We start from the raw sequence: 22,742 nt of genomic DNA on the forward strand, positions 1-22,742 counted from the left end.
AATTGGTCAGACCACGTAATTCTCTAAACCACTATATCAAAAATCACTTTAAAATTGCAATTGATTCTTTAAATAGAAGAAGAGGGGACGGCAGCACTCAGGCTTGCTTTGATTTATCTGTTAAAAGGAGGGTTCGTTTCATTTACAGCGCACGCTAAAATAAAAAAATATATAAAAAAGCCGAGAGCCTGGGACAGATTGTCTCAAGCTCTGCGACCGGTTCACTGCACTTTTAGAGGATGCCCTCCGCAGGAATTAGGATGAAACGTTCCTGCACCATGCCCTGGGGAGTCTCAACTTGCCGTCGTATCGTGCTGGAGTCGCCATTCTCTCAACTAACCTCTTATTTTCGATTAATACTGCTTTATTAGGACATCCTTTGCAGAATTATTTAACGATGAATTTTTAACATCGTTTAGTCAGTAAACTGATAAAAAACTGAAGGAGTGATTTATTTGATCACTACATTCTTGTCACCCAGGAGCTCCTTAAGCTTTTTTATGACATCGCCCTTCAAATCCACCCATTCATTTTGCTGCAGCTGGATCGTCCGCTTTGTTTCTTCTATATGAATAATAACAGCTGAATCTCCACGGTGGCTGCCGCAGAGACTTCGAACCTGATCGAGCAGTGAAGATCCATCAAGCTGGGATGGAATTCGCAAAAACAGTTTTTGTCTTTCTGTTTCACTCTCCCAGTCTTCCGCCCGTTTCACTTCCTGCAAAATGACCTGCAGCTTTCCGTTTCGCTCATCAGCCTTTCCTTTTGCAATCACCAAGATTCCCTGTTTAAGAAGGGAGGCGGCATGCCGGTAAGTATCCGGAAATGCTACAGCATCTACATCGCCGGATGCATCACTTAAAACAAGAAATGCCATCGCATCTCCTTTTTTTGTCCGGATCATACGGATGTCTGTAATCAGCCCTCCGACTAAAAAAGCTTTAGAGCTTCTATTGATTTCGTCAATTGACAGAGCCCCAAGCTGATCAAGCTTAGGCTGAATGGAAGACACAGGATGAGCAGATAAATATAAACCCAGTACTTCTTTTTCAAATGACAGTTTTTCCTCAGCAGGCATGGGAGATTTTTCAATGTATTTTGGAGAAATTGAAAATTCGTCTTCAAATAACCCGCCGTCTTCACTTTTCATCAATGATGCATGTTCAATCGCCACATCGATCGAAGCAAGTATTGTAGACCGGTCCTTACCAAATTCATCAAAAGCCCCTGAAAAAACGAGAGACTCCAGTATTTTGCGATTGACTGATTTAGACGGCATTCTTACGCAAAGATCAAATAAATCTTTATACGGCTTCTGCTCTCTTGTTTGAACTAAATCGATTGCTGCTCCTTTTCCAATTCCTTTTATAGCGGATATACTAAAGCGGATTCCTTCCTTTTCAACTGCAAAATACCTCTGGCTTTTTTGAACCGATGGGGGCAGCACAGGAATCTTCAGCCTCTCGCATTCTCTTATATAGAGACGCATCTTATCTTCATTTCCTGTCACAGAGGTCATAAGCGAAGCCATAAAATGAGTAGGATAGTGCGCTTTTAAGTAAGCAAGCTGATACCCTATTAGGCTGTATGCGACAGCATGGCTTTTATTAAAGCCGTAATTGGCAAATTGGACAATCAGATCATATATTTGCTGCGCTGTCTGTTCATCATATCCTCTGCCGGTAGAACCTTTAACAAACCGCTCTCTCTCCCGGTCGAGGTCTTCTTTCTTTTTTTTACTCACTGCCCGCCTCAGCATGTCTGCCTGACCTAAACTAAAGCCGGCCATTTCAGCAGCTATTTGCATGATCTGCTCCTGATAAACAATAATTCCATAGGTTGGAGCAAGGATTTTGGTTAAATCGGGATGTGCATAGCGCACGGGTTCCTCCTTATGCTTTCTTTTAATAAAGGAAGGAATATGATCCATAGGACCGGGCCGGTATAAAGCATTTACCGCCACAATGTCATTGAAAGAGGACGGTCTTAAAGAACGGAGGACATTTTTCATCCCATCAGATTCGAGCTGGAAGATGCCCACTGTCCACCCTCTACTCAGCAGATCAAAGGTAGCCTGATCCTTGGTTGGAATGTCATCCAGACGGAACTGCTTATTTTCATTTTGTACAATGGATTGAGTAATTTTTTCGAGTAAAGTAAGATTCCTTAGGCCTAAAAAATCCATCTTTAATAAACCGATATCTTCAAGAAGGTCCATTGGCCATTGTGTTAAGTGGACATACTCCTGGCCGTGCTGGAGCGGAACAATATCTGCAAGAGGTCTGTCGCTGATTACGACGCCCGCTGCATGAGTGGAGGTATGTCGTGGAAGACCTTCTAGTTTTGTTGCAGATTCAAACCACTGCTGATGTCTGCTGGACTGATCAGCAAATTGACGAAGCGGAGCAGACTCCTCGTAGGCTTCATGAAGAACAATACCTAAGCGGGACGGGATAGCTTTTGAAATGACCTCCATTTCTCCCGATGTAAATCCAAAAACACGCGCAGTATCTCTTGCGACGGCTTTTGCAGACAATGTGCCAAATGTGCTGATTTGAGCGACATGTTTAGAACCATATTTTTCTGCCACATATTGAATGACTTCGTCCCGGCGGTGGTCGGGAAAATCAATATCAATATCCGGCATGGAAATACGTTCAGGATTCAAAAATCGTTCAAACAGCAAATCATGCTCAATTGGATCTACATGCGTGATAAAAAGGGCATAAGCTACTAATGAACCGGCAGCAGAACCACGCCCTGGTCCAGTTAAAATCTTTTTTTCTCTTGCAAATTTCATAAAGTCCCATACGATAAGAAAGTAATCATTAAATGACATCCGGTCGATCACAGAAAGTTCATACTCAAGCCGTTCTTCATAAACCGGAGAAATGGTCTTTCTATTTTTTAAGCCCTCCATGCAAAGATGTGACAATACTTCTTTTGCTGTGACATCATTTGGAACGGGGTAACGGGGCAAATAAGACTTGGAAAAATCAATTTTTATATTGCACCGCTCTGCAATTTCAAGTGTGTGTTCAAGTGCCTCAGGCAAATCAGAGAAAAGCTCTTTCATTTGATTCTTCATAGTGAAAGCATAATTTCCTTCAAGCTTTGACTCTTCTATTTTCAGACCATCCCGTATCGCCGTAATCACTTCATAGCTGAATGCATCCTCCTTTTCAAGGTAACGGACGTCTGCAGCAGCTGCTAAAGGGATTTCAAGCTTCTTTCCCAGAGCAGAAAGCTCCTCTATTAACTGCCGGTCCTTAGCAAGTCCGTGGTCCTGAACGGAAAAATAGAATGAGTCTTCACCAAATATATCGCGGTATATCCGGGCTCTTTGTGCTGCTTTTTCAATATCCTCTTCTAGAAGAAAGGTTTCTATTTCTCCTTCAGAACCCGGTGTCAGGGCAATTAATCCTGCTGAGTAGGAAGACAGCCATTTAAGAGGAATACCTCTTTCATGGCCTGTCTGAAGCACACTTGATATTTTAATTAAATGCTGATACCCGGTTTGATTTTCAGCCAGAAGTACAAGTGGATACGCCCGTTCATCCTCATCAATCCAGATATCCGCCGTTAGACCGATGATCGGTTTTATGTTTTCCTTTATGCACTCCCTGTAAAAAGGCACAGTGCCATACATAACATTGCGATCTGTCAACGCTATGGCTGAAGCCCTGTCAGATTTTGCTTTTTGAATCAAAGCAGAAAGCGTAATGGGACTTGACAGGAGATCAAAGGAACTCGTGACTTGTAAGTGAACAAACGGCATCCTGCTTACCTCCTATCTTTCTTCGTTCTTGCAGATTCCCTGAAGCTTTTGAATAATCTCATCTGATTCGTTCCAGTTTCTTATCGAAGCTCCTGCCGCAAGAGGATGTCCTCCTCCTCCATACTCTTTGGCGAGTCCATTAATAACCGGTCCCTTTGATCGAAACCTGACGCGGATTTCTGATTCTTCCTCAATAAAAAACACCCAGGCTTTAATTCCTTTTACGCTTCCAAGCGTGCTGACGAGAAGCGATGCCTCAGAAGGGGTGGCACTATACTCCTCGAGAAGGGGCTGCGTCATTTTTATATAAGCTGCACCATTACCATCCATTGAAAAATTCTGCAGTACATAGCCCTGCAGCTTCAGCTGATGAGCCTCCATTTCATAAAGAGCATTAAAAATAGAGCTGCGGTCAAAGTCAAATTGAATTAATTCGCCCGCATATTGAAATGTTTTCTGTGTAGCGTTCGGAAAAAGAAACCTGCCTGTATCTCCAACAATCCCTGCAAATAAAAGGCGGGCAGCTTCATCATTCATTTGCCAGCCTGAGGTTTTCCCTTCTCGATACAGCTCATAGATCATCTCACTGGCAGAGCTTGCAGAAGTGTCTACCCAGAGATAATCGCCATATGGGTCTTCGTTCGGATGATGATCAATTTTTATCAATTCCGCACCTTGTTTATAACGGACATCATCAATGCGTTCTTCGTTTGCTGTATCACATACAATAACGAGGGAATCCTTGTATAAATCGTCGGGCACTGTGTCGAGCCTGCGTAAAAACGATAAGGATTTTTCTTCCTGTCCTACTGTGTAAATGTTTTTCTCAGGGAAAGTGGCAGAGATTAATTCAGCCAGCCCCCCCTGTGATCCGTATGCATCCGGGTCAGGACGCACATGTCTATGAATGATGATTGATTGATAGTTTTTAATCGTATCGAGAATTTGTTTTTTCATTATGAATCATTCCTTTCAGGATCAAAAGTGGATTTTCAGGTTTATTGCCGCTACAATATGGGAAGATCAAGTTTTTGGAGGTTGTTGCATGCCGATTATAGTATTTATTATCATTTTATCTGCTGTCGCATATTTGTATTTTAAAACGAAACAAATACGCTCACCCCGTCCTGTAGAAAAACAGTGGCAGGCCAGCCGTGCAGGCATTGCGCTTGGGCTGGGAATGGGCGCTTTTGGAATAAACCAGCTTTTTCTATTTAATTTTGAATTTTCAACCGACCTGATCCTCACCTATGTCATTGCCGCAGCATTTATCTTGATAGGCTTTGGCAGTGCCTGGATGCGTTACAAAGCATACAAGCATCTTACTCCATTTTTAGAAAAAGAAGATGCACAATGGAAAAAGTACGAAAATGAGAAGGTCTGAAGTTTCATTAAAAGCTTCTTAACCAGTCGCCTCATGCTTAATCTCAAACCGGCTCAATCAGCCGGTTTGAGTGCTTTAGCGATCCAAAAGCTGACACATCATCATCGCTTTTCCTACTAAATTTCCTTCACTGAAAACCTCCACGTCTACTTTTCCAAATTTTCGTCCTACATCAAGCAGCCTCGGCTGAATTTCAATTGTGTTATCCAGCTGAACAGGTTTTATAAAATAGATTGTAATATTTTCAATGACAAGATCACTTCGCTTAAATTCCTTCAATGTGCGATTTGCAGCTTCCGTTACAAGAGAGGTGAACACACCGTAGGAAATAGCCCCAAGCTGATTGGTCATTTGCGGAGTTACCCGGAATTGATAGGGCCTTTCAGCATCCTTATCAACTCTCAGCTCTTTAAAGACAATATCGTCGATGGTTTCCCCGATTTGGGGCTGTCTTTGAATCATCTGCAAGGCTTTTAATACATCCTGGCGGCTGATGACTCCTTCCAAATGGTCATGATCATCGACAACCGGAAGGAGTTCAATTCCTTCCCAAATCATAATGTGAGCAGCAGAAGCCACACTCGTCTTTACTCTCACTGTTAATGGAGATTTCGTCATCACCCGGTCAATTGATTCTTCACTGTCTTTTCCAAGTATATCCTTTGAAGTAACCATGCCCACGACTTTCATCGTTTGCGGATCCACCACTGGAAATCTGCTGTGACGGGTTTGTTCATTTAATGCTGACCAATGGAAGACTTTATCCTTCGAAGTTAAAAAATGTGCACTCTCAAATGGAATTAGAATATCTTCAACAAGAGCAATTTCTTTTTTGATCAGCTGATCATAAATCGCCCGATTAATCATCGCAGCAACTGTAAATGTATCATAAGAAGTTGAAATTACCGGGAGCTCGAGCTCATTGGCCAGCTTTTTCGTCGATTCATCTGCATCAAATCCTCCGGTAATCAACACAGCAGCTCCTGCCTCAAGGGCCAGTTCATGCGCCCGTGTCCGATTCCCTACAATAAGCAGATTGCCCGCTTCCGTGTACCGCATCATCGCTTCAAGCTTCATTGCACCGATCACAAATTTATTTAACGTTTTATGTAAGCCGGCTCTCCCTCCGACAACTTGTCCATCTATGATGTTCACGACTTCAGCAAACGTCAGGCGTTCGAAGTTTTCTTTTATTTTTTTCTCAATTCGAATCGTGCCCACACGCTCGATCGTACTTACCAGACCCTGATTTTCCGCTTCCTTAATCGCCCGGTATGCAGTTCCCTCACTCACATCAAGCTGCTTGGCGACCTGACGCACAGAAATTTTGTTCCCTACAGGCAGAGAATGAATATGTGCTAATATTTGTTCATGCTTTGTAGCCACAGGCTGTCCCTCTCTTTCAATCCGATCATGTATTCGCCTTTTTATTATACTCATTATGAGGCCTTTGGTTCAATGAAAGCAAAATTAAAACAAAAAGAGCTTGGGACAAAAGTGTCTCAAGCTCATTGACCGGTTCGCTGTGCTTCAGGTGGACGCTTTCTGCAGGGACGGGGGCTTGAGCCTCTCCAGGCCCGTGCACTGTAAAGTCTCAAGCAACCGTCAAATCCTGCAGGGAGTCGCCGCCTTCCGCTCCGCTCTCCTATTACTATTGATAAATACTTCTTCGTTCTTTCAATTATTATGAGTTTTGTCCCAGTCTGTTGGAACGGACGTTTTCATAGCAACGGGGTCTTGAGCCGCCGCGTCAGTTCTGCAAAATTAAACTGTTTCAGTTTTCTATAAATGTTTCAGTCATGTCTAGGACCCATTTATTCGAATGTATCACCTGCATGCAATACTTTGCCCTGACCCTCCGGTAAAAGCTGAACGAATTTCTCTGGATCCTGTTTAATTGGAGGGAATGTATTGTAATGAATAGGCACAACTGTTTTTGCATTCAGAAGACTTGCGGCATAAGCTGCATCTTCTGGCCCCATTGTGAAATTATCGCCTATTGGAAGAAACGCCAGATCAATTTGATTGCGGTCTCCAATTAATTTCATGTCCCCAAATAATCCGGTATCACCGGCATGATAAATGGTTTTGCCTTCCACCGTCAGCAGAACACCAGCAGGCATTCCTGTATAAATGATCTGCTTATCATCTGTACTGTAGGAGGAACCATGAAATGCCTGAGTAAGCTTCACTCTGCCAAACTCAAAGTCATATCCACCGCCAATATGCATGGGATGTGTATTCAATCCCTGCCATTCAAGATAGGTGGCAAGTTCAAAAGGTGCAATCACCAGCGCATCACTTTGCTTGGCAATTTCAACTGTGTCCCCTACATGATCATTATGGCCGTGAGTTAGAATAATGACATCCGGCTTTTCGTTTTCAACTTTCAAATCTGTCAGTTCATTTCCGTTAATAAAAGGATCAAATAAAATAGTGGTTCCGTTTGTTTCCACTTTTACAATGGAGTGACCGTGATAAGAGATTTTCATAGCGTAATTCCTCCTTAGCAGTAGTAGCATTCTCTTTGACCCATTCCCTCTGCGTTTTAACTGAAAACCTGTTTGATTGTCATTCCTCCCTGTGCTGCCGGAATAAATCGGATTAACGCAGTTGCGGGAAGCTTTATAATTTATAAAAGTATGCTACGATTTAATTTACAGCGTGGAGCTTTAATGCAGCAATACGCATGACATGAACAGGAGGAATGAGCTTTGAAAGAAAAAATAGAACAAATTCAACAGTATTTATCTGACCATTCGCTGGATGCAGCGTTTTTAACTTCAACTGAAAATGTTTGTTACACTACAGGCTTCAGAAGCAACCCTCATGAAAGATGGCTTGCTGTATTCATTCCAGCAACCGGAGAAAGCACGTTAATCTGCCCTGGCATGGAGGAAGCAGAAGCGCGTCATGCAGGCTGGGAACACCACATAATCGGGTACAGTGATACAGAAAATCCGATCCAATTGCTACATACTTATCTTCAAGGACAAAATATTCAAGCGGCTTCACTTGCTGTTGAAACCGGTCATTTGACCCTCGAACGGCTGCATCTGCTAGAAGAGGTGTTTGACACTTTGAAGGTGCATTCAATCGATCAGGAGCTTAATAATCTCCGCGTTATTAAGTCTTCAAGAGAAACAGACCTTCTGCGCAAAGCGGCTAAACTGGCTGATTTTGCCATAGAGACCGCATGCAGTGAGCTGGCAGAAGGCAAAACAGAGCTTGAAATCCTTGCTGCGATTGAATTTGCATTAAAACGAAAAGGCATTACAGAAATGTCATTTTCCACGATGGTCCTCACAGGTAAAAATGCTGCTTCACCTCATGGCACCCCCGGGCTGAACAAAATAAAAAAAGGCGACCTTGTCCTATTTGACCTCGGTGTCGTTTATCAGGGCTACTGCTCTGATATTACAAGAACGGTTGCTTTTGGGGAGCCTTCAAAGGAGCAGATCAAAATCTATGAAGCCGTTCTTGCAGCGGAGCTTAAAGCGCTGGAAATGGTTAAGCCTGGGGTAAAAGCAAGCGAGCTGGATATGGCTGCAAGGAAGGTAATAGAAGAGGCAGGCTATGGTGACTTCTTTCCTCACCGACTGGGACACGGTCTTGGTTTAAACGTGCATGAATATCCTTCCATTACATCTGACAGCGACTTTATTCTTAAAGAAGGCATGACGTTTACCATTGAACCTGGCATTTATGTCCCGAGCGTTGCGGGAGTCCGGATTGAAGACGATGTGCTGGTAACAAAAACCGGGTATGAAACACTGACTAAATTTCCTAAAACACTTCAATATTACTAAGGGCTCTTTGGCTAAAACGGTTCTGTATAACAGAAAAAAAAAAAAGGAACTTGGGACATATGTGTCTCAAGCTCTACGACCGGTTCACTTCGCTTCAGGCGGACGCTTTCCGCAGGGACGGCGCTGAGCCTTCTTGGGTCTTGCCCTGCGAAGTCTCAGCTTGCCGTCATGTCCTGCTGGGAGCCAACTTCCGCTCTGTTCACCTTTTACTATTTATAAATACTATCTCGTTCTTTAAATTTTATTGAATTTTGTTCCAAACTCTTTTTCAATGCAGTTTGACCCAATTACCAAATCACCTGCAAAAAAAAGTGTGCAGACGTTAATTTTCACAGTGTGCACACTTTTCTTTTTAATTGGCTTTTACTGGAATCAATAATTCACGGGCACTGGCATAGTCCAGTCCATGAGCTTCCGCTACAGCATTATAAGTGACAAAGCCGTTGGCACAATTAATTCCTTTTAACAAAGCTTCATTATCAAGGCAGGCTTGTTTATAGCCTTTATTAGCAATTTGAACCGCGTATGGAACGGTCACATTTGTCAGTGCAATGGTCGAAGTACGCGGAACAGCTCCCGGCATATTCGCTACTGCGTAATGAACAACATCATGCTTCGTGTACGTTGGTGCGTCATGAGTCGTGATCCGGTCAGTCGTTTCGAATATTCCGCCCTGATCGATGGCAATATCCACGACCACTGAGCCCGGCTTCATCGTTTTGATCATTTCTTCTGTCACGAGCTTTGGTGCTTTGGCGCCGGGTATTAATACAGCTCCAATCACCAGGTCTGATTGTGCAAGTGTTTCAGCTATATTTAACGGATTTGACATAAGCGTTGTGACGTCTTTGCCGAACAAATCGTCAAGCTGGCGCAGGCGATCCGGGCTTAAATCAAGAATCGTGACATCTGCCCCAAGCCCGACTGCCATTTTAGCAGCATTTGTTCCTGCTACGCCTCCTCCAATGATGGTAACTTTTCCTCTAGCTACTCCAGGAACGCCTCCAAGAAGAATCCCCATTCCTCCATGGATTTTTTCAAGGAATTGAGCGCCAATCTGGGTTGCCATTCTTCCTGCTACTTCGCTCATAGGCGTTAATAGAGGCAGAGAGCCATTTGAAAGCTGAACCGTTTCATAGGCTATAGCGACAACTTTATTATCAATTAAAGCCTTTGTAAGCTCAGGTTCAGGAGCGAGGTGAAGGTATGTAAACAGAATAAGGCCTTCTTTAAAGTAGGAATACTCACTTGAAATAGGCTCTTTTACTTTCATCACCATATCAAAAGACCATGCTTCCTGTGCGGTTGCAGCAATTTTACCCCCGGCTGCTATATAATCTTCATTTGTAAATCCCGAACCGGTGCCGGCATCGTGTTCAACAAACACTTCATGACCCTGGATCACTAAATGATGAACACCAGATGGCGTAATTGCTACACGATTTTCATTATTCTTAATTTCTTTAGGAATCCCAATACGCATTTAAAGCCCCTCCATTTATCTAAATCCTCATCTGTCCGCAAAACACCGGCTTTTAAGGATTCAGGACGGTGTTAGGCACTACCATTTTAACAAATGAAATGAATGATGTCTCAATTTATTTTGCTTATTGAAATAAACTATTTTTTCTAATTATTGAACATTGCTTTGTTATTTATGTAGTATGTTAAACTTGGACTAAAACATGTACGTTTACTAAGAAATGGAGATCAGCATGCAGAAAATGGTTAAACAGCCCCGGATTGAAATCGAACGATTTGGTCTTGAGGCCATTCCAATTGAACAAAAACAAACAAAATGGTTTGAATATGCCGGTATTCAGTTAGCTTTTTCAGTAAATACCGGAAATGTGCTGGTTCCAGCTCTCGCTGTCCTAACGGGAGGACTGACGGTTGGATGGGCAATCGCTTCAACAATCCTGGGTGCCTTAGCCGCATTTTTACTTGTTTCTCTTCTGTCATTGCCGGGAGCACGGTATGGTCTGCCTGCACAATTTGTTATTAGAACAATGATTGGTACAAAACTTTCAAGATATTTCGCTTCTCCTATACGGTCGTTAACTTCTCTATACTGGTTCTCTGTTCAGACGATTGGGGGATCGGTGGTGTTTATATCACTGCTGACTCCCCTTACAGGATTCAGGATCCATCTCTGGCTTCTTGCTCCCATGCTGGCAGCAGGAATGGCTTTTTTAGCTTTAATCGGATTTGATGCGGTGAAGAAGGCGGCAAAATGGTTTTTGCCTATTTTGTTTTTAGGACAGGCAGCGATGATCTATCTGATTTTAACTTACAGCTTTTCTGCTTCCACCTCCATTATGGAAACAGGCTCATTTCAACTGAGCTCTTTTTTCTTTTTCTCAAGCCTGGCATTTGTTCAATATGTATCAGGAGTCAGTGCATCTTCAGACATGACCCGATATGCTGCGTCGCCAGGACAGGCTTTTTGGGGTGTACTCGCTGGAAATGTATCCGGTTTTATGATTACCGCTTTTCTTGGCGCGTTTTACGCCGCTGCACTCGGTTCACTAAATCCATTTGCAGCAGCGGGAGAACTTACAGACTCCTATCTGCTGATCATTCTTATCGCGACTGGTGCACTCGTCTCCATGATCTCGATTAATTTGAGCAACGCATACACAGGAGGATACAGTCTTTTGAATGCTTTTCCAGCACTTGGCAGAGTTAAAAGCGCATTGATTTTCGGAGCAGCCGCAACAGTATTAAGTCTTTTTCCCATTATTGTCCAACAGGCAGAAGAGTACATTTCCCTGTTGGGTGCTGCAGTAATTCCGCTGTCATCCATCATTGTATTTGATTTTATATTTATCAAGAAAAGAAGAATTCTGGATGGGGACCTGGTTTTATTATCGGCAGGGAAAAATCTCGTGAACGCTGAAGCATTACTAACCGCCATTATTTTTATACCTGTCTACCTGCTGATCCCATCTTCTTTTTCCCCCGGCTTTATCGTCTTTATACTTGCCGGAATCACCTATACAGCCATGAAGTCTATAAGGGAAAAGAGCAGCTAATGAAAAAATCAAATTGTTTTGAAATATTCAATAATTGGTAAAGATATTCAGGCGTTTAGGGTGTACAATAGAACTAAGGAGGAGATAAACATGGCACTTAGTTATGATCATATTTTAGTAGCTGTCGATGGATCAAAAGAAGCAGAGTGGGCTTTCAAAAAATCAATTGATATTGCAAGACGGAACAATGCCACTTTAAATCTGCTTCACGTAATTGACACTCGATCCTTTGCTGTAGTTGAAGCTTATGATCGAAGCGTAGCAAAGAGAGCTCAAAGCTTTGCTGAAGAAATGCTTGGTGAATATAAAGCAGAAGCAGAACGTAAAGGTGTGACCAAAATTAATGTGTTTGTTGAATACGGCTCCCCAAAAGTACTTGTACCAAAAGAGTTTGCCAATAAAGTTGAAGCAGATCTTATTATCTGCGGGGCTACTGGCTTAAATGCGATGGAACGTTTTTTAATTGGCAGCATTTCCGAGCATATTGTCCGAGCGGCTAAATGTGATGTACTGGTCGTCCGGACCGATCAGCCCCCGGAGAAAGAACCTGCTAAAGACGATTTCACAATATAGTATTTTAAATAAAAGCGGCCCTGTTCAGCAGGACCGCTTTTATCGTTTAAGTTAAAGGAACAGACTGCACAAGAAGGGATGCCTGCTCTATTTGTTTTCTTACCTGATCAAAGCCCGTTCCTCCTGCAGAATCTCTTCGCTCCACAGCCCGTATAGGTTCAAGCACCTGATAAATATCTTCTTCAATTACCGGAGAGGCCTCTTTAAGTGTAGGAAAAGGCAGATCTTTTAAATAAATTCCCTGCCCAATGCACACGAGCACCAGCTTTCCAACAATTTCGTGGGCTTCCCGAAACGGAACCCCCTTTGCTGCTAAATAATCCGCCAGCTCAGTAGCATTAGAAAAATCTTCATTTACTGCTTTCTTCAGACGATCCTTATGAACATGCATGGTATCAATCATACCGGCAAATATTTTCAGCGACCCCATCAATGTATGAACCGTATCAAACATGCCTTCTTTATCCTCCTGCATGTCTTTGTTATAGGCTAGAGGCAACCCTTTAAGTACGGTTAAAAGGGACATTAAATGACCGAACACCCTGCCTGTTTTTCCTCTGACAAGCTCTGCCATATCAGGATTCTTCTTTTGCGGCATAATGCTGCTTCCCGTAGAAAATGCATCCGCAAGTTCAATAAATTGAAATTCCTGGCTTGACCAGATAATCAGTTCCTCAGAAAACCTCGAAAGATGCATAATCGTCATAGACGCATTGGATAAAAATTCAACGATAAAATCACGATCACTTACCGCATCCATGCTATTTTCATAGATTGAAGAAAAACCGAGCAGCTCTGCAGAACGATGGCGGTCAATTGGAAAAGTTGTCCCGGCTAAAGCGCCAGCTCCCAGCGGTGATTTATCTATCCTTTTTAACGAGTCTTCAAAACGCTGATGATCCCTCTCAAGCATCCAGAAATAGGCAAGCAAATGGTGAGCAAATGAAATCGGCTGAGCCCGTTGTAAATGAGTATATCCCGGAGCAACTGTTTCAACATGAACCTCTGCCTGCTTAAGAATCGCTTTTTGAACGGTTCTGATCAGGACCCCAATTTCTTCTACTCTATTTTTAAGATAAAGATGCATATCAGTCGCCACCTGATCATTCCTGCTTCGTCCTGTGTGAAGTTTCCCTCCCACCTGGCCAATTTCTTTAATGAGCAAATGCTCCAGATTTAAATGAATATCTTCGTTTCCTACGGAGTACGTTAATTCATTCTTTTCTGCTTTTTCTTTCAGGCGCGCCAGTCCCCCGAGTATTTCATGAACCTCTTCAGCAGAAAGGATCCCGCATTCTCCAAGCATCGTTACATGTGCCACAGATCCCTTTAGATCTTCAAACACTAAATGCTGATCAAAACCTATAGAGGCATTGAACTCATCGACCCATTCTTCAGGCGATTGCGCGAAACGTCCTCCCCATAATTTACTCATGAGACGGTTTCCCCTTTTTTACTTTGCACCATGGAGTGAACTTTAGTTGGAAGTCCCCATAGTTGGATGAAGCCGATCGCTGCGCTATGGTTAAACTCATCGTCTGCTGTATAAGTAGCAAGCTTTTCATTATAAAGGGAATTAGGCGACGTTCTTCCCTCTACAATTGCATGACCTTTAAAAAGCTTTACTCTAGCCACTCCATTTACATACTGCTGCGTTTCCTTCAAAAAAGCCTGAAGTGCCGGGGTTAATGGAGAAAACCAAAGCCCTTCGTATATCATCTCTGTAATTTTCTTTTCAATCACTGGCTTAAAATGAGCCATTTCTTTTACTAGCGTTAAATCTTCAAGCTCTTTATGAGCCTTCATTAGGGTTACAGCACCAGGACATTCATATACTTCTCTTGATTTTATACCGACAAGTCTGTTTTCAACGTGGTCAATTCTCCCCACTCCATGCTTTCCTGCAAGATCATTGAGAGTAAGAATCATAGTGGATAACGGCATTTTTTCACCATTTAACGCAATGGGAACACCTTGCTCAAATTCTATTTCAATAAGATCGGGAGCATTAGGGGTTGTTTCAAGAGACGCTGTAAGATCGTATGCTCCCTCTGGAGGAGCCGCCCAAGGATCTTCTAAAACTCCACATTCATTGCTTCTTCCCCATAAGTTTTGGTCAATTGAGTAGGGGCTGTCCAGATTAATTGGAATGGGTATATTATGTTTTTTTGCATAATCAATCTCTTCTTCTCTTGACCAGCCCCACTCTCTGACTGGTGCGATTACTTCAAGATCGGGATTTAAAGCCTGAATAGCAACTTCAAACCTTACCTGGTCATTTCCTTTGCCCGTACATCCATGTGCTACTGCATGAGCTCCGCTTTGTTCGGCCACTTCTACCAGCTTCTTCGCGATCAGCGGACGTGAAAGTGCAGAAACCAATGGATATTTTCCTTCATACATCGTATGTGCCTGAAGGGCTGTCAGCGCATAATCCTGTGCAAATTCTTCTTTTGCATCAATCACATAGCTTTCCGTTGCTCCAACAGTCAACGCTTTCTCCTTCACAAAATCAAGATCTTTTCCTTCTCCCACATCCAGGCAGCACGCTACTACGGCATATCCCTGATCTTTTAGCCATTGGATGGCAACCGAGGTATCCAAACCTCCGGAATAGGCTAAAACAACTTTTTTATTTTGATTCATAACAATCAACCTCTTTCGTATTTTTATTTATCGTAATGTATATTTATTCTTTATAGGATGTGTACATACTAACAGGTCCTTTTAGAACTTACAATAGAAAATAATAAAAATTTAAAAGTCTTAATATTCAGATAAGTATGTATAAAAAAACTACCGTGTTCGTTTCACATGGCAGTTTGGTTGATGCTTATTTTTTATCACATAAAAAACGGTATTGATAAAATTTTTCAGCAAAATCAGTTACTCTTCTGGTCAGCTGATAATTTGAAAAAGCTCCAATGGACATTGAAATGATGGGAAGATTGGAAAATTTCTTTTTGCGGAACATACTGATCGCCGTGGATTTAAATAATTGTTTTACAGGTCCTTCAAGCCAGCGTTCATTGGTTAATTCATCATTTCCATTAAAAAAATAGCTTATTTCGTGCGTTTCCAACGACCTGATTAAATCATCCCAGGCCTCTGCCTGATAACGGATCGGCAGTGTAGCAGCGTGAAATAGTTTTAAGGAAAGCGTCATTTCATAAGGAGTCTGTACGTCACGGCCATAGGCTGTAGCAACAAATTGAATGGCCCTTATATTTAAAATCGTCATAGCCAGCAAGTCTGTACTAAAAGCTACGGCTCCCCCCGTTCCTGCGACCCCTCCCTGAATAAAAGAATACAGTTTGTGACGCCCGCTCTGCTGAATCGCCATATAGTGCAGCTGATCGATTCTAAGATGTGCAAAATCATGAAGAAAGCTGACTTTTTCGTCAAATGCCTTAGCTGTTGACAGTAATCTTTCCAATGTATCTTTGTGAAGATGGGAACCCTGTATGATACTGTGCAAATGAAAAAGGGCTGCATCCATTTTAGTAAATACTTCTTCTTTGATCGCAGGAGGAAGACTTTTAAATGATCCATCCAACCACCTCGAGAATGTCATGGATAAATCATGTCCTCTGAAAGAACCAAGTTCTCTGCGCCATGTTGTAATTTCATCGTATACTTCTATTTCACGCTCTGACCAGCTCATGGAGAACCCACCTCATTTTTCCAATAGTATGCCCGGACTGAGGATCATCTATAAGGAAAACAGTTAACCTGCATTAATTAATTTTATGGGCTGAAAAAGAAGATATTCATTAAAAAAACCTGCACTCCTTTATCAGGAATGCAGGCTCAGGGAATGCGTTTTTAAGATAAGCGAGTAACATCTCTTGCGATCATGACTTCTTCATCTGTTGGAATCACGACAACTTTCACCGGAGAGTGAGGGTAGTTAATAAATGCTTCCTCTCCACGCGTTTTGTTCAAGGTCGGGTCCCAGTAAATGCCCATGAATTCAAGTCCATTGAGGACTTCAGCACGAATGGTTTCACTATTCTCACCAATACCTGCTGTGAAGATGATGGCATCTACACCGTTCATTCGTGCAGCGTAGGATCCGATGTATTTATGGATGCGGTTAGAAAATACGTCCAATGCAAGACGGGCACGTTCATTTCCTTCTGCTGACTGAATTTCAATGTCACGTAAATCACTTGAGAAGCCGGAAACACCAAGCATACCTGATTGCTTATTTAAAACATCCAGTACACCTTCTGCTGACTTATCTGTTTTTTCCATAATAAAGGGGATAAGCGCTGGATCAATATTTCCGCTTCGGGTTCCCATTGTCACACCTGCAAGAGGCGTAAAGCCCATTGAAGTATCGATAGAGCGTCCACCTTCAATTGCAGCGATACTCGCCCCATTTCCTAAATGACAGGAAATCAGTCTTAATTGCTCTAACGGACGTCCAAGCATTTCAGCTGCACGCTGAGAAACGTATTTATGCGACGTACCGTGGAATCCATATTTACGAATACCATACTCTTTGTAGTATTCATACGGAAGGCTGTATAAAAAAGAACTTTCAGGCATAGTTTGATGAAAGGCTGTGTCAAATACCGCAACAGCCGGTGTAGTTGGAAGAACGTTTTGAAATGCGCGGATACCCGTTATGTTGGCAGGATTATGCAACGGTGCAAGATCTGAAAGTTCTTCAAATTTGGCAATTGTTTCTTCCGTAATTACGACCGAATCATTAAATACTTCTCCACCATGTACGACACGATGACCTACTCCATCAATTTCATTTAAAGACTGAATAATGCCCGTTGAAGTCAGCTTTGAAAGCAGCATTTGTACGGCGACATCGTGGTTAGGAATATCCGTAATGTCTTTTTGCTTTTCGCCATCCACTGTGATGGTAAAAACAGCATTTTCTAATCCAATCCGCTCGATAATTCCTTTTGTAATTACCGTTTCTTCCGGCATTTCAAAAAGCTGAAATTTCAATGACGAGCTTCCGGCGTTTATTGCAATGACTTTTGTCATAGTGGAATTCGCTCCTTCTTGTTTAATTCTGTTAACCCTTTTGTACAGTTCTAGTGATGAGAGAAAATGTGACTCTATTCACAACCTGAAAAAATTTCTGGGCAGCCTGTAGAAAACAAAGCGCTGCTTAAATCGTAATCCTATTAAAACCATAGTTGGTTATTCGCTGCATGTTGTCTTTTTCATTTAATCACTGAATGTACTGCACTTCAAGAGAAAGCTTGCCGTGACAACGTTTACACTTAGAAGTGTTTATTTTCAGAAAAAAAGCCTGGACAAAATTGTCTCAGACTTTTGGACCGGTTCACTGTGCTTCATGCAGGCATATTGTACATGGACGGTTACTTGAGACTACGCAGGATAGAACCCAGGAAGGCTCAAGCAACCATCAATTTTGGCAGGATTCGCCGACTTGCGCTGCTCACCTTTTACTATTGAATTATCCTCATATATTTTTAAACGCTCTATATGCTATAGCTTCTTCTTCAAATAATCGTATAGTACAGACATTCTAAGTCTTCGCGGCACTTCCATTTTTTATACTCTTTTTCAAACAGTTCCTGAGTATTCTATTTTTTATTTTCTTCCATCCATAATCCGATCTTGTTCATCATCGATTGAACCGCCTGTGCATTGCTTAATTTTGGCATTTCAGCAAGCAGCACCTGGCGTGGAGGGTTTACCCCTTCTTTTTGGCGCTGAAGAATTAAAACACTTTTTCCCGCCTGCTCACTTTTAAACAGGGAGACTGGTAATTTCAACAAGCCTTGTATATGAACCTGTTTTTGTAAATATTCATGCAGCTGTGAGGCAAAAGGCGATTCAAATAACCCGTTCGGCACAAGAAAAAATAAGTAGCCTCCCTCTTTCACATGCTTAATGCTTTGCTCAATGAAGAGATGATGTGCATAGGAATGACCTTCTTTAGCCTGAAGCTCATAATCCGCCGCTCTCTCATCATTAGGATAATAACCGACCGGCAAGTCACTGATAACCGCATCAACCGGATCAATAAACAACGGCTCTAATGCATCCTGTGTATAAAGATGGAGAGGCTGCTCTGTTAGATTAGCTCCTACATACGCCAATCGTACCAGCACTTCATCAATTTCTACTCCATGAGTAAGTGCTACTTTTCCTTCAAGCTGGTTCATGATCGCAAGAGCCAGGTTACCTGTACCAAGGGCTGGATCAAGCAGCTTCAGTTCCTGCTCGTTTGATGTGAATTTATCGAGCAAAAAGCCGATAACCATCGCAATCGAATCCGGGGTCATTTGATGATTGGGCTGAATATGCTCTTTCATCCCCTTCAAAATTGCCAGCTGATAGGCCTTGCGAATTTCTTCCTTATCGTACTTCTCTAAAGGATGGTTTTCATAAGCATGAGCAAGCCTTTTTTTAATTACCTCATCCAACTCTTCATTTACTTCCCCACTAAACCAGTACTCCCCGCTTTCCGCTAAAGCTTCTAAATAAGAGGAAGCTCTTGCATCCTGCAAAGATACGGCCGTGTCATTTAACATGCTAAATACATTTTCAACCGGAGAACCATTCATCCCGGGTAATCCCTCCTGTCCCAAAATCTCAACAACCCATTTTAACGCGCATACACCAAAAAAGAAAGAAAAGCGGCTGAGAGTTCGTACAGTAAAGCGTTAAAGGGGCCAGACCCCTTTAACGCTTTACATAGTTAAACCCCCGCAAAAACTTTGCAGGGGCGTGTGTTATTTTGCTCTTTTCACCGCGTCTATAGCTGCTTCATAGTTCGGGTGGTCTGTTGCTTCTTTCACGTATTCTACGTAAACAACCTCGTCGCTGCTATCGATGACAAAAACAGCTCTTGCCAGCAGGCGCATTTCTTCAATGGCAACTCCATATGCCTTGCCAAAAGATAGATCACGATGATCTGAGACGGTCTGTACATTTTCGATCCCATTGTCTCCACACCAGCGGCGCTGTGCAAACGGAAGATCTACTGAGACCGTAAGTACTTTTACATTGCCGAGATCAGCAGCTTCCTCATTGAATTTTCTTGTCTGCTTATCACAAACACCTGTGTCCAGTGAAGGTACTACGCTGAATAATCGAACCGTGTTTTTCGTGTCCTGCAGTGTAACGGGAGAAAGATCGTTGGCTAACACAGAAAAATCCGGTGCTTTGTCTCCAACCTTTACTTCTGAGCCTTGCAATGTAACTGGTTTTTCTTTAAATGTAATTGATGCCATCTTTATCATTCCTCCTTTTATGTACTTAGCGCTTTCACGTTCATCATACTGAAAGGATACTGATACAAGCAACTAATTCGAATTCGTTTATTGATATTTTTCATGGTCCTGCGAGTACTGCGACCCCTGATTTAACTGATGCTGAATCTTGGAAACCAAGCCTGGAGCTAAATCCATAAGTTTTTCAAGCAGATGTGTTCCTTCGTTCAGATGGTGCATTTTAATGCCTTCTTTTCCAACAATCAAAAAGGCAATCGGCGTGATCGAAACGCCACCGCCGCTTCCGCCTCCAAAGGGATGACCTGAGCTGCTTGAACCATTTCCTGCTCCGTCTAAGTCTGATTGAAACTCGCTTCCTCCTGCTGCAAATCCAAAACGAACTTTGGAGACCGTCATAATGGTGCTTCCGTCGTGTGTTTCAACAGGATCACCTATAATGGTATTAACGTCTACCATTTCTTTTAAATGTTCCATTGCTGTGGCCATTAGTCCTTCAATAGGGTGCTCCATGAACTTCACCAACCTTTTTATGATTTGGCAATCCTCGATCCAACCAAAAACGGACGCCGATTATCATAAGGTGCCCCAGACGGATTGATGCTATGCAAGAAAGAGATAATGCAAATGCATTTACTCCGTATATTGGCTGAACAGATTGCTGCGGCTTGCATTTAAATTGAAAGACAGGGGACAGAATAAGGATGATCCAGCTATTCAGCATCCATAGTCCACTCGTTAGGTAGGCAGTCCAGTCCGCTTCTTCCAGCCCGATTTTTACATTTGTTTCCAGCTTCTCAATTTTTACTCTTTTCAATAAATCCTTCGTATGCTTTTTCACGTGTTTGAATTGTTGAAGGAATCGGTCATATACCTCTTTTGCTTGATTCATATCCTGAATGGAAAACACTTTTTCCGCCTCTGTCTCGGTGTTCGTCTGTTCAGCATACACAATTGCGGTTCCTTCCCGTTCAAATAACGGAATCGAGAACTTTTTCCTATAAAGACCGTTAAACATTTTCAGCTGAATATCTGCGTGATGAAGGTTCTTTTGAAGATTTAATTTAATAGAAATGGTAATTTTCGAAAAGTATATATAGAAAAGAAGGATAAGTATGAAAAATCCTATACCAGCTATAATCCACATATAGACCCTCCTTTTTTCTTCTCTTTTTCCCCTATTATGTCCATTATCCATAAAAAAAACCTGTCTATTGAAAGACAGGTTTCTGCTTATTTTATTGTGTTTTAGTATTTTCCAGCGACTTTATTGAACCTTTAGTCAAACAATATCAATATCTTTCTGCGGTGTGCGATGTTGGTTCGTAAGCAGATTTCACTGCTGCGACAACTGTTCTCTCATGTACGACAGCCGTATCCCCAATGAAGTCATGAAGTCCTTGTTTTTTCGGGGTAAATGCGACTACCGCGTATAAGAAAAGAAAAACTGGCAGGCCAAAGATGGTAAAGATACTTAGAACATATCTTCCAATCAATTCTCTGAAAAGAACCGCTGTCCAAGTTAATGACGATTCTTTTACTGACCTGACTCTCAGTCCGAATACCATTTTGCCCAATGTCTGTCCAAAGAACTTAGTCATCAAAACAAAATAAGCGAGAAACGTGATGCTTGTTGCAATTCCCCCAATACTAACTACGCCTGAGGAATCCATTGAACCCGTAAGACGAAGAACCGGATAAATAAGAAGTCCATTTATGGCTGCAATAACCAGCAAATCAAATAAGTAGGCCCATACTCTCATCCAAAAGCCGCTGTAGTGGGGTGTTACGTATTCGGGATGCTGGGAATTCCGGGATGGTTTTTCTTCCTTTACCACTTGCTCCTCTTCAGGGGGCAGTGGCTGCTGCATTTGTTCATCTTTATAATCCATATTTGCTGCCCCCTGTTAGTCAGTGTATAAGTACATTGGACGCGGTCCGCCTACTTTATTCATTAAATCGGAGAGGACTTGCCCTTCCATTCCGCCGAATATTTTTTGTGTCTGGTAGGTAAACAATGATCCCCAGTCGTTTGCCATTGTATAATGGATAACCTCTGCATCTGGAATCTCCAGATCTTCTTTTATCCCAGAAATGACATCTTCCTCATACCCGTACTCATCAATTAAATCAAGTTCCAAAGCCTGTATGCCGTTATAAATCCGGCCATCTGCGATTTCGCGCACCTGTTCTTCCGGCATTTCCCGGCCATTGGCAATTACTTCAACAAATCCATCATAAGAATCATCAAGCATGCTCTGAACAATTTCAAGGTCTCTTTCGTCCACTTCTTCTGAAGGGCTCAGCATGTCTTTGAATTCGCCGGAAGTGACAGTTACAAAGTCGATCCCATAGCGTTCTGCAAGTCCTGCAAAATTAATGCTCTGCATAATAACACCGAGCGATCCGGTCATGGTTTCCTTGCTTGCGAATATTTTGTCAGCCGGAGCAGCCACATAGTAGCCTCCTGAGGTTGCTTGGGCCCCCATAGAAACATAAATCGTTTTCCCCGCTTCCTGAATCTCAAGAAGCTTATCGTGAATTTCTGCACTCTCAACGACGCCGCCTCCTGGTGTATTCACACTCATCACCACGCCTTTTATCGTTGAATCATCTTTAATTTGATTTAATTGCTCCATAAAATGACTGTGATTGTATTCTGCCCCGGCAAACAAACCTGTTTGCTCTCCTGTATCCTGAATCGTTCCATTTAAATCAAGAACAGCGATCCGTTCTGTTCCCGTGCCGCCTTCAATCACTTCTTCCGGAAGTCCTTCTGTCTGAGGTCCTGAAAAAGCTTCTTCAAAATCCATTGTTACAAAAGCTGTAGCTGCATTAACTCCGATTGACACGATAAATAAAGCAGCCGCAGTTACTAAAGCAATCCACCTTTTTGCGGTCATTCCTAATTTCCTCCTTAAAAGCGTATCT

General features: G+C 42.4%; 19 protein-coding genes. 4 read left to right on the forward strand and 15 right to left on the reverse strand.

Annotated features, from left to right (window positions below; all coding sequences use genetic code 11):
• Positions 1-451 precede the first annotated feature (451 nt).
• Together dnaE and P6709_RS04800 are read right to left on the reverse strand one after the other, a co-directional pair.
• Positions 452-3,778, reverse strand: a complete 3,327-nt coding sequence (dnaE, locus tag P6709_RS04795) for a DNA polymerase III subunit alpha (RefSeq protein WP_278239736.1) — start codon at positions 3,776-3,778, stop codon at positions 452-454.
• Between the two features lie 12 nt (positions 3,779-3,790).
• Complete coding sequence (locus P6709_RS04800; protein WP_278239737.1) at positions 3,791-4,735, reverse strand: DHH family phosphoesterase; 945 nt, start codon at positions 4,733-4,735, stop codon at positions 3,791-3,793.
• An 88-nt stretch (positions 4,736-4,823) separates the two neighbouring features.
• On the opposite strand from P6709_RS04800, the gene P6709_RS04805 reads away from it, so the two are divergent.
• Positions 4,824-5,162, forward strand: a complete 339-nt coding sequence (locus tag P6709_RS04805) for a YtpI family protein (RefSeq protein WP_278239738.1) — start codon at positions 4,824-4,826, stop codon at positions 5,160-5,162.
• A gap of 75 nt (positions 5,163-5,237) precedes the next feature.
• On the opposite strand, the gene P6709_RS04810 is transcribed toward P6709_RS04805, so the two are convergent.
• Entirely contained in the window at positions 5,238-6,548 is a 1,311-nt protein-coding gene (locus P6709_RS04810; RefSeq protein WP_278239739.1) for a CBS domain-containing protein, read from the reverse strand.
• Positions 6,549-6,976: 428 nt separating this feature from the next.
• Positions 6,977-7,654 (reverse strand): metal-dependent hydrolase, encoded by a 678-nt coding sequence (locus P6709_RS04815; protein ID WP_278239740.1) that lies wholly within the window; start codon positions 7,652-7,654, stop codon positions 6,977-6,979.
• Between the two features lie 222 nt (positions 7,655-7,876).
• Between P6709_RS04815 and P6709_RS04820 the strand changes: the two genes are divergently transcribed.
• Entirely contained in the window at positions 7,877-8,971 is a 1,095-nt protein-coding gene (locus P6709_RS04820; RefSeq protein ID WP_278239741.1) for a M24 family metallopeptidase, read from the forward strand.
• Between the two features lie 352 nt (positions 8,972-9,323).
• Here P6709_RS04820 and ald read toward each other — a convergent pair whose 3' ends face one another.
• Positions 9,324-10,454, reverse strand: a complete 1,131-nt coding sequence (gene ald / locus P6709_RS04825; protein WP_278239742.1) for an alanine dehydrogenase — start codon at positions 10,452-10,454, stop codon at positions 9,324-9,326.
• Between the two features lie 232 nt (positions 10,455-10,686).
• On the opposite strand from ald, the gene P6709_RS04830 reads away from it, so the two are divergent.
• Together P6709_RS04830 and P6709_RS04835 are read left to right on the forward strand one after the other, a co-directional pair.
• The gene (locus P6709_RS04830) at positions 10,687-12,006 is read left to right on the forward strand and encodes a purine-cytosine permease family protein (protein ID WP_278239743.1); all 1,320 of its coding nucleotides are present in this window, start codon (positions 10,687-10,689) and stop codon (positions 12,004-12,006) included.
• 90 nt (positions 12,007-12,096) lie between these two features.
• The gene (locus tag P6709_RS04835; protein ID WP_278239744.1) at positions 12,097-12,579 is read left to right on the forward strand and encodes a universal stress protein; all 483 of its coding nucleotides are present in this window, start codon (positions 12,097-12,099) and stop codon (positions 12,577-12,579) included.
• 46 nt (positions 12,580-12,625) lie between these two features.
• Here P6709_RS04835 and argH read toward each other — a convergent pair whose 3' ends face one another.
• From argH to sppA, 10 genes are all read right to left on the reverse strand, one after another.
• On the reverse strand, positions 12,626-14,014 hold the full coding sequence (argH, locus tag P6709_RS04840; RefSeq protein ID WP_278239745.1) for an argininosuccinate lyase: 1,389 nt from the start codon (positions 14,012-14,014) through the stop codon (positions 12,626-12,628).
• Positions 14,011-15,225 (reverse strand): argininosuccinate synthase, encoded by a 1,215-nt coding sequence (locus P6709_RS04845; protein ID WP_278239746.1) that lies wholly within the window; start codon positions 15,223-15,225, stop codon positions 14,011-14,013. The genes argH and P6709_RS04845 overlap by 4 nt, the downstream gene beginning before the upstream one ends.
• Positions 15,226-15,412: 187 nt before the next feature.
• Positions 15,413-16,243 (reverse strand): EcsC family protein, encoded by an 831-nt coding sequence (locus P6709_RS04850; protein WP_278239747.1) that lies wholly within the window; start codon positions 16,241-16,243, stop codon positions 15,413-15,415.
• A gap of 161 nt (positions 16,244-16,404) precedes the next feature.
• Complete coding sequence (locus P6709_RS04855) at positions 16,405-17,589, reverse strand: acetate kinase (protein ID WP_278239748.1); 1,185 nt, start codon at positions 17,587-17,589, stop codon at positions 16,405-16,407.
• 569 nt (positions 17,590-18,158) lie between these two features.
• A complete protein-coding gene (locus tag P6709_RS04860; protein WP_278239749.1) occupies positions 18,159-19,145 on the reverse strand; it encodes a class I SAM-dependent methyltransferase in 987 nt (328 codons plus the stop codon).
• Between the two features lie 168 nt (positions 19,146-19,313).
• Positions 19,314-19,814 (reverse strand): thiol peroxidase, encoded by a 501-nt coding sequence (gene tpx, locus P6709_RS04865; RefSeq protein WP_278239750.1) that lies wholly within the window; start codon positions 19,812-19,814, stop codon positions 19,314-19,316.
• A gap of 87 nt (positions 19,815-19,901) precedes the next feature.
• Entirely contained in the window at positions 19,902-20,324 is a 423-nt protein-coding gene (gene ytfJ / locus P6709_RS04870) for a GerW family sporulation protein (protein ID WP_278239751.1), read from the reverse strand.
• Positions 20,308-20,958: a DUF2953 domain-containing protein gene (locus P6709_RS04875; protein WP_278239752.1), complete on the reverse strand. Its 651-nt coding sequence runs from the start codon at positions 20,956-20,958 to the stop codon at positions 20,308-20,310. Before P6709_RS04875 ends, ytfJ begins: the two co-directional genes overlap by 17 nt.
• Before the next feature lie 145 nt (positions 20,959-21,103).
• Positions 21,104-21,703 carry an RDD family protein gene (locus tag P6709_RS04880; protein WP_278239753.1) on the reverse strand — a complete coding sequence of 200 codons (600 nt, stop codon included), beginning with the start codon at positions 21,701-21,703 and terminating at the stop codon, positions 21,104-21,106.
• 15 nt (positions 21,704-21,718) lie between these two features.
• Positions 21,719-22,714 (reverse strand): signal peptide peptidase SppA, encoded by a 996-nt coding sequence (gene sppA / locus P6709_RS04885; protein ID WP_278239754.1) that lies wholly within the window; start codon positions 22,712-22,714, stop codon positions 21,719-21,721.
• Positions 22,715-22,742: the final 28 nt, after the last annotated feature.

The sequence above is a fragment of the Jeotgalibacillus sp. ET6 genome, from assembly GCF_029667115.1.
Taxonomy (GTDB): Bacteria; Bacillota; Bacilli; order Bacillales; family Jeotgalibacillaceae; genus Jeotgalibacillus.

Bases quoted from the DNA above. Each gene is read 5' to 3' on its own strand.
- P6709_RS04850 (WP_278239747.1), bottom strand. From the start codon at position 16,243: ATGAGCTGGTCAGAGCGTGAAATAGAAGTATACGATGAAATTACAACA.
- P6709_RS04800 (WP_278239737.1), bottom strand. From the start codon at position 4,735: ATGAAAAAACAAATTCTCGATACGATTAAAAACTATCAATCAATCATC.
- sppA (WP_278239754.1), bottom strand. From the start codon at position 22,714: ATGACCGCAAAAAGGTGGATTGCTTTAGTAACTGCGGCTGCTTTATTT.
- P6709_RS04860 (WP_278239749.1), bottom strand. From the start codon at position 19,145: ATGAATGGTTCTCCGGTTGAAAATGTATTTAGCATGTTAAATGACACG.
- P6709_RS04835 (WP_278239744.1), top strand. From the start codon at position 12,097: ATGGCACTTAGTTATGATCATATTTTAGTAGCTGTCGATGGATCAAAA.
- P6709_RS04805 (WP_278239738.1), top strand. From the start codon at position 4,824: ATGCCGATTATAGTATTTATTATCATTTTATCTGCTGTCGCATATTTG.
- P6709_RS04815 (WP_278239740.1), bottom strand. From the start codon at position 7,654: ATGAAAATCTCTTATCACGGTCACTCCATTGTAAAAGTGGAAACAAAC.
- ald (WP_278239742.1), bottom strand. From the start codon at position 10,454: ATGCGTATTGGGATTCCTAAAGAAATTAAGAATAATGAAAATCGTGTA.
- dnaE (WP_278239736.1), bottom strand. From the start codon at position 3,778: ATGCCGTTTGTTCACTTACAAGTCACGAGTTCCTTTGATCTCCTGTCA.
- argH (WP_278239745.1), bottom strand. From the start codon at position 14,014: ATGAGTAAATTATGGGGAGGACGTTTCGCGCAATCGCCTGAAGAATGG.
- tpx (WP_278239750.1), bottom strand. From the start codon at position 19,814: ATGGCATCAATTACATTTAAAGAAAAACCAGTTACATTGCAAGGCTCA.
- P6709_RS04880 (WP_278239753.1), bottom strand. From the start codon at position 21,703: ATGGATTATAAAGATGAACAAATGCAGCAGCCACTGCCCCCTGAAGAG.
- P6709_RS04875 (WP_278239752.1), bottom strand. From the start codon at position 20,958: ATGTGGATTATAGCTGGTATAGGATTTTTCATACTTATCCTTCTTTTC.
- ytfJ (WP_278239751.1), bottom strand. From the start codon at position 20,324: ATGGAGCACCCTATTGAAGGACTAATGGCCACAGCAATGGAACATTTA.
- P6709_RS04845 (WP_278239746.1), bottom strand. From the start codon at position 15,225: ATGAATCAAAATAAAAAAGTTGTTTTAGCCTATTCCGGAGGTTTGGAT.
- P6709_RS04855 (WP_278239748.1), bottom strand. From the start codon at position 17,589: ATGACAAAAGTCATTGCAATAAACGCCGGAAGCTCGTCATTGAAATTT.
- P6709_RS04830 (WP_278239743.1), top strand. From the start codon at position 10,687: ATGCAGAAAATGGTTAAACAGCCCCGGATTGAAATCGAACGATTTGGT.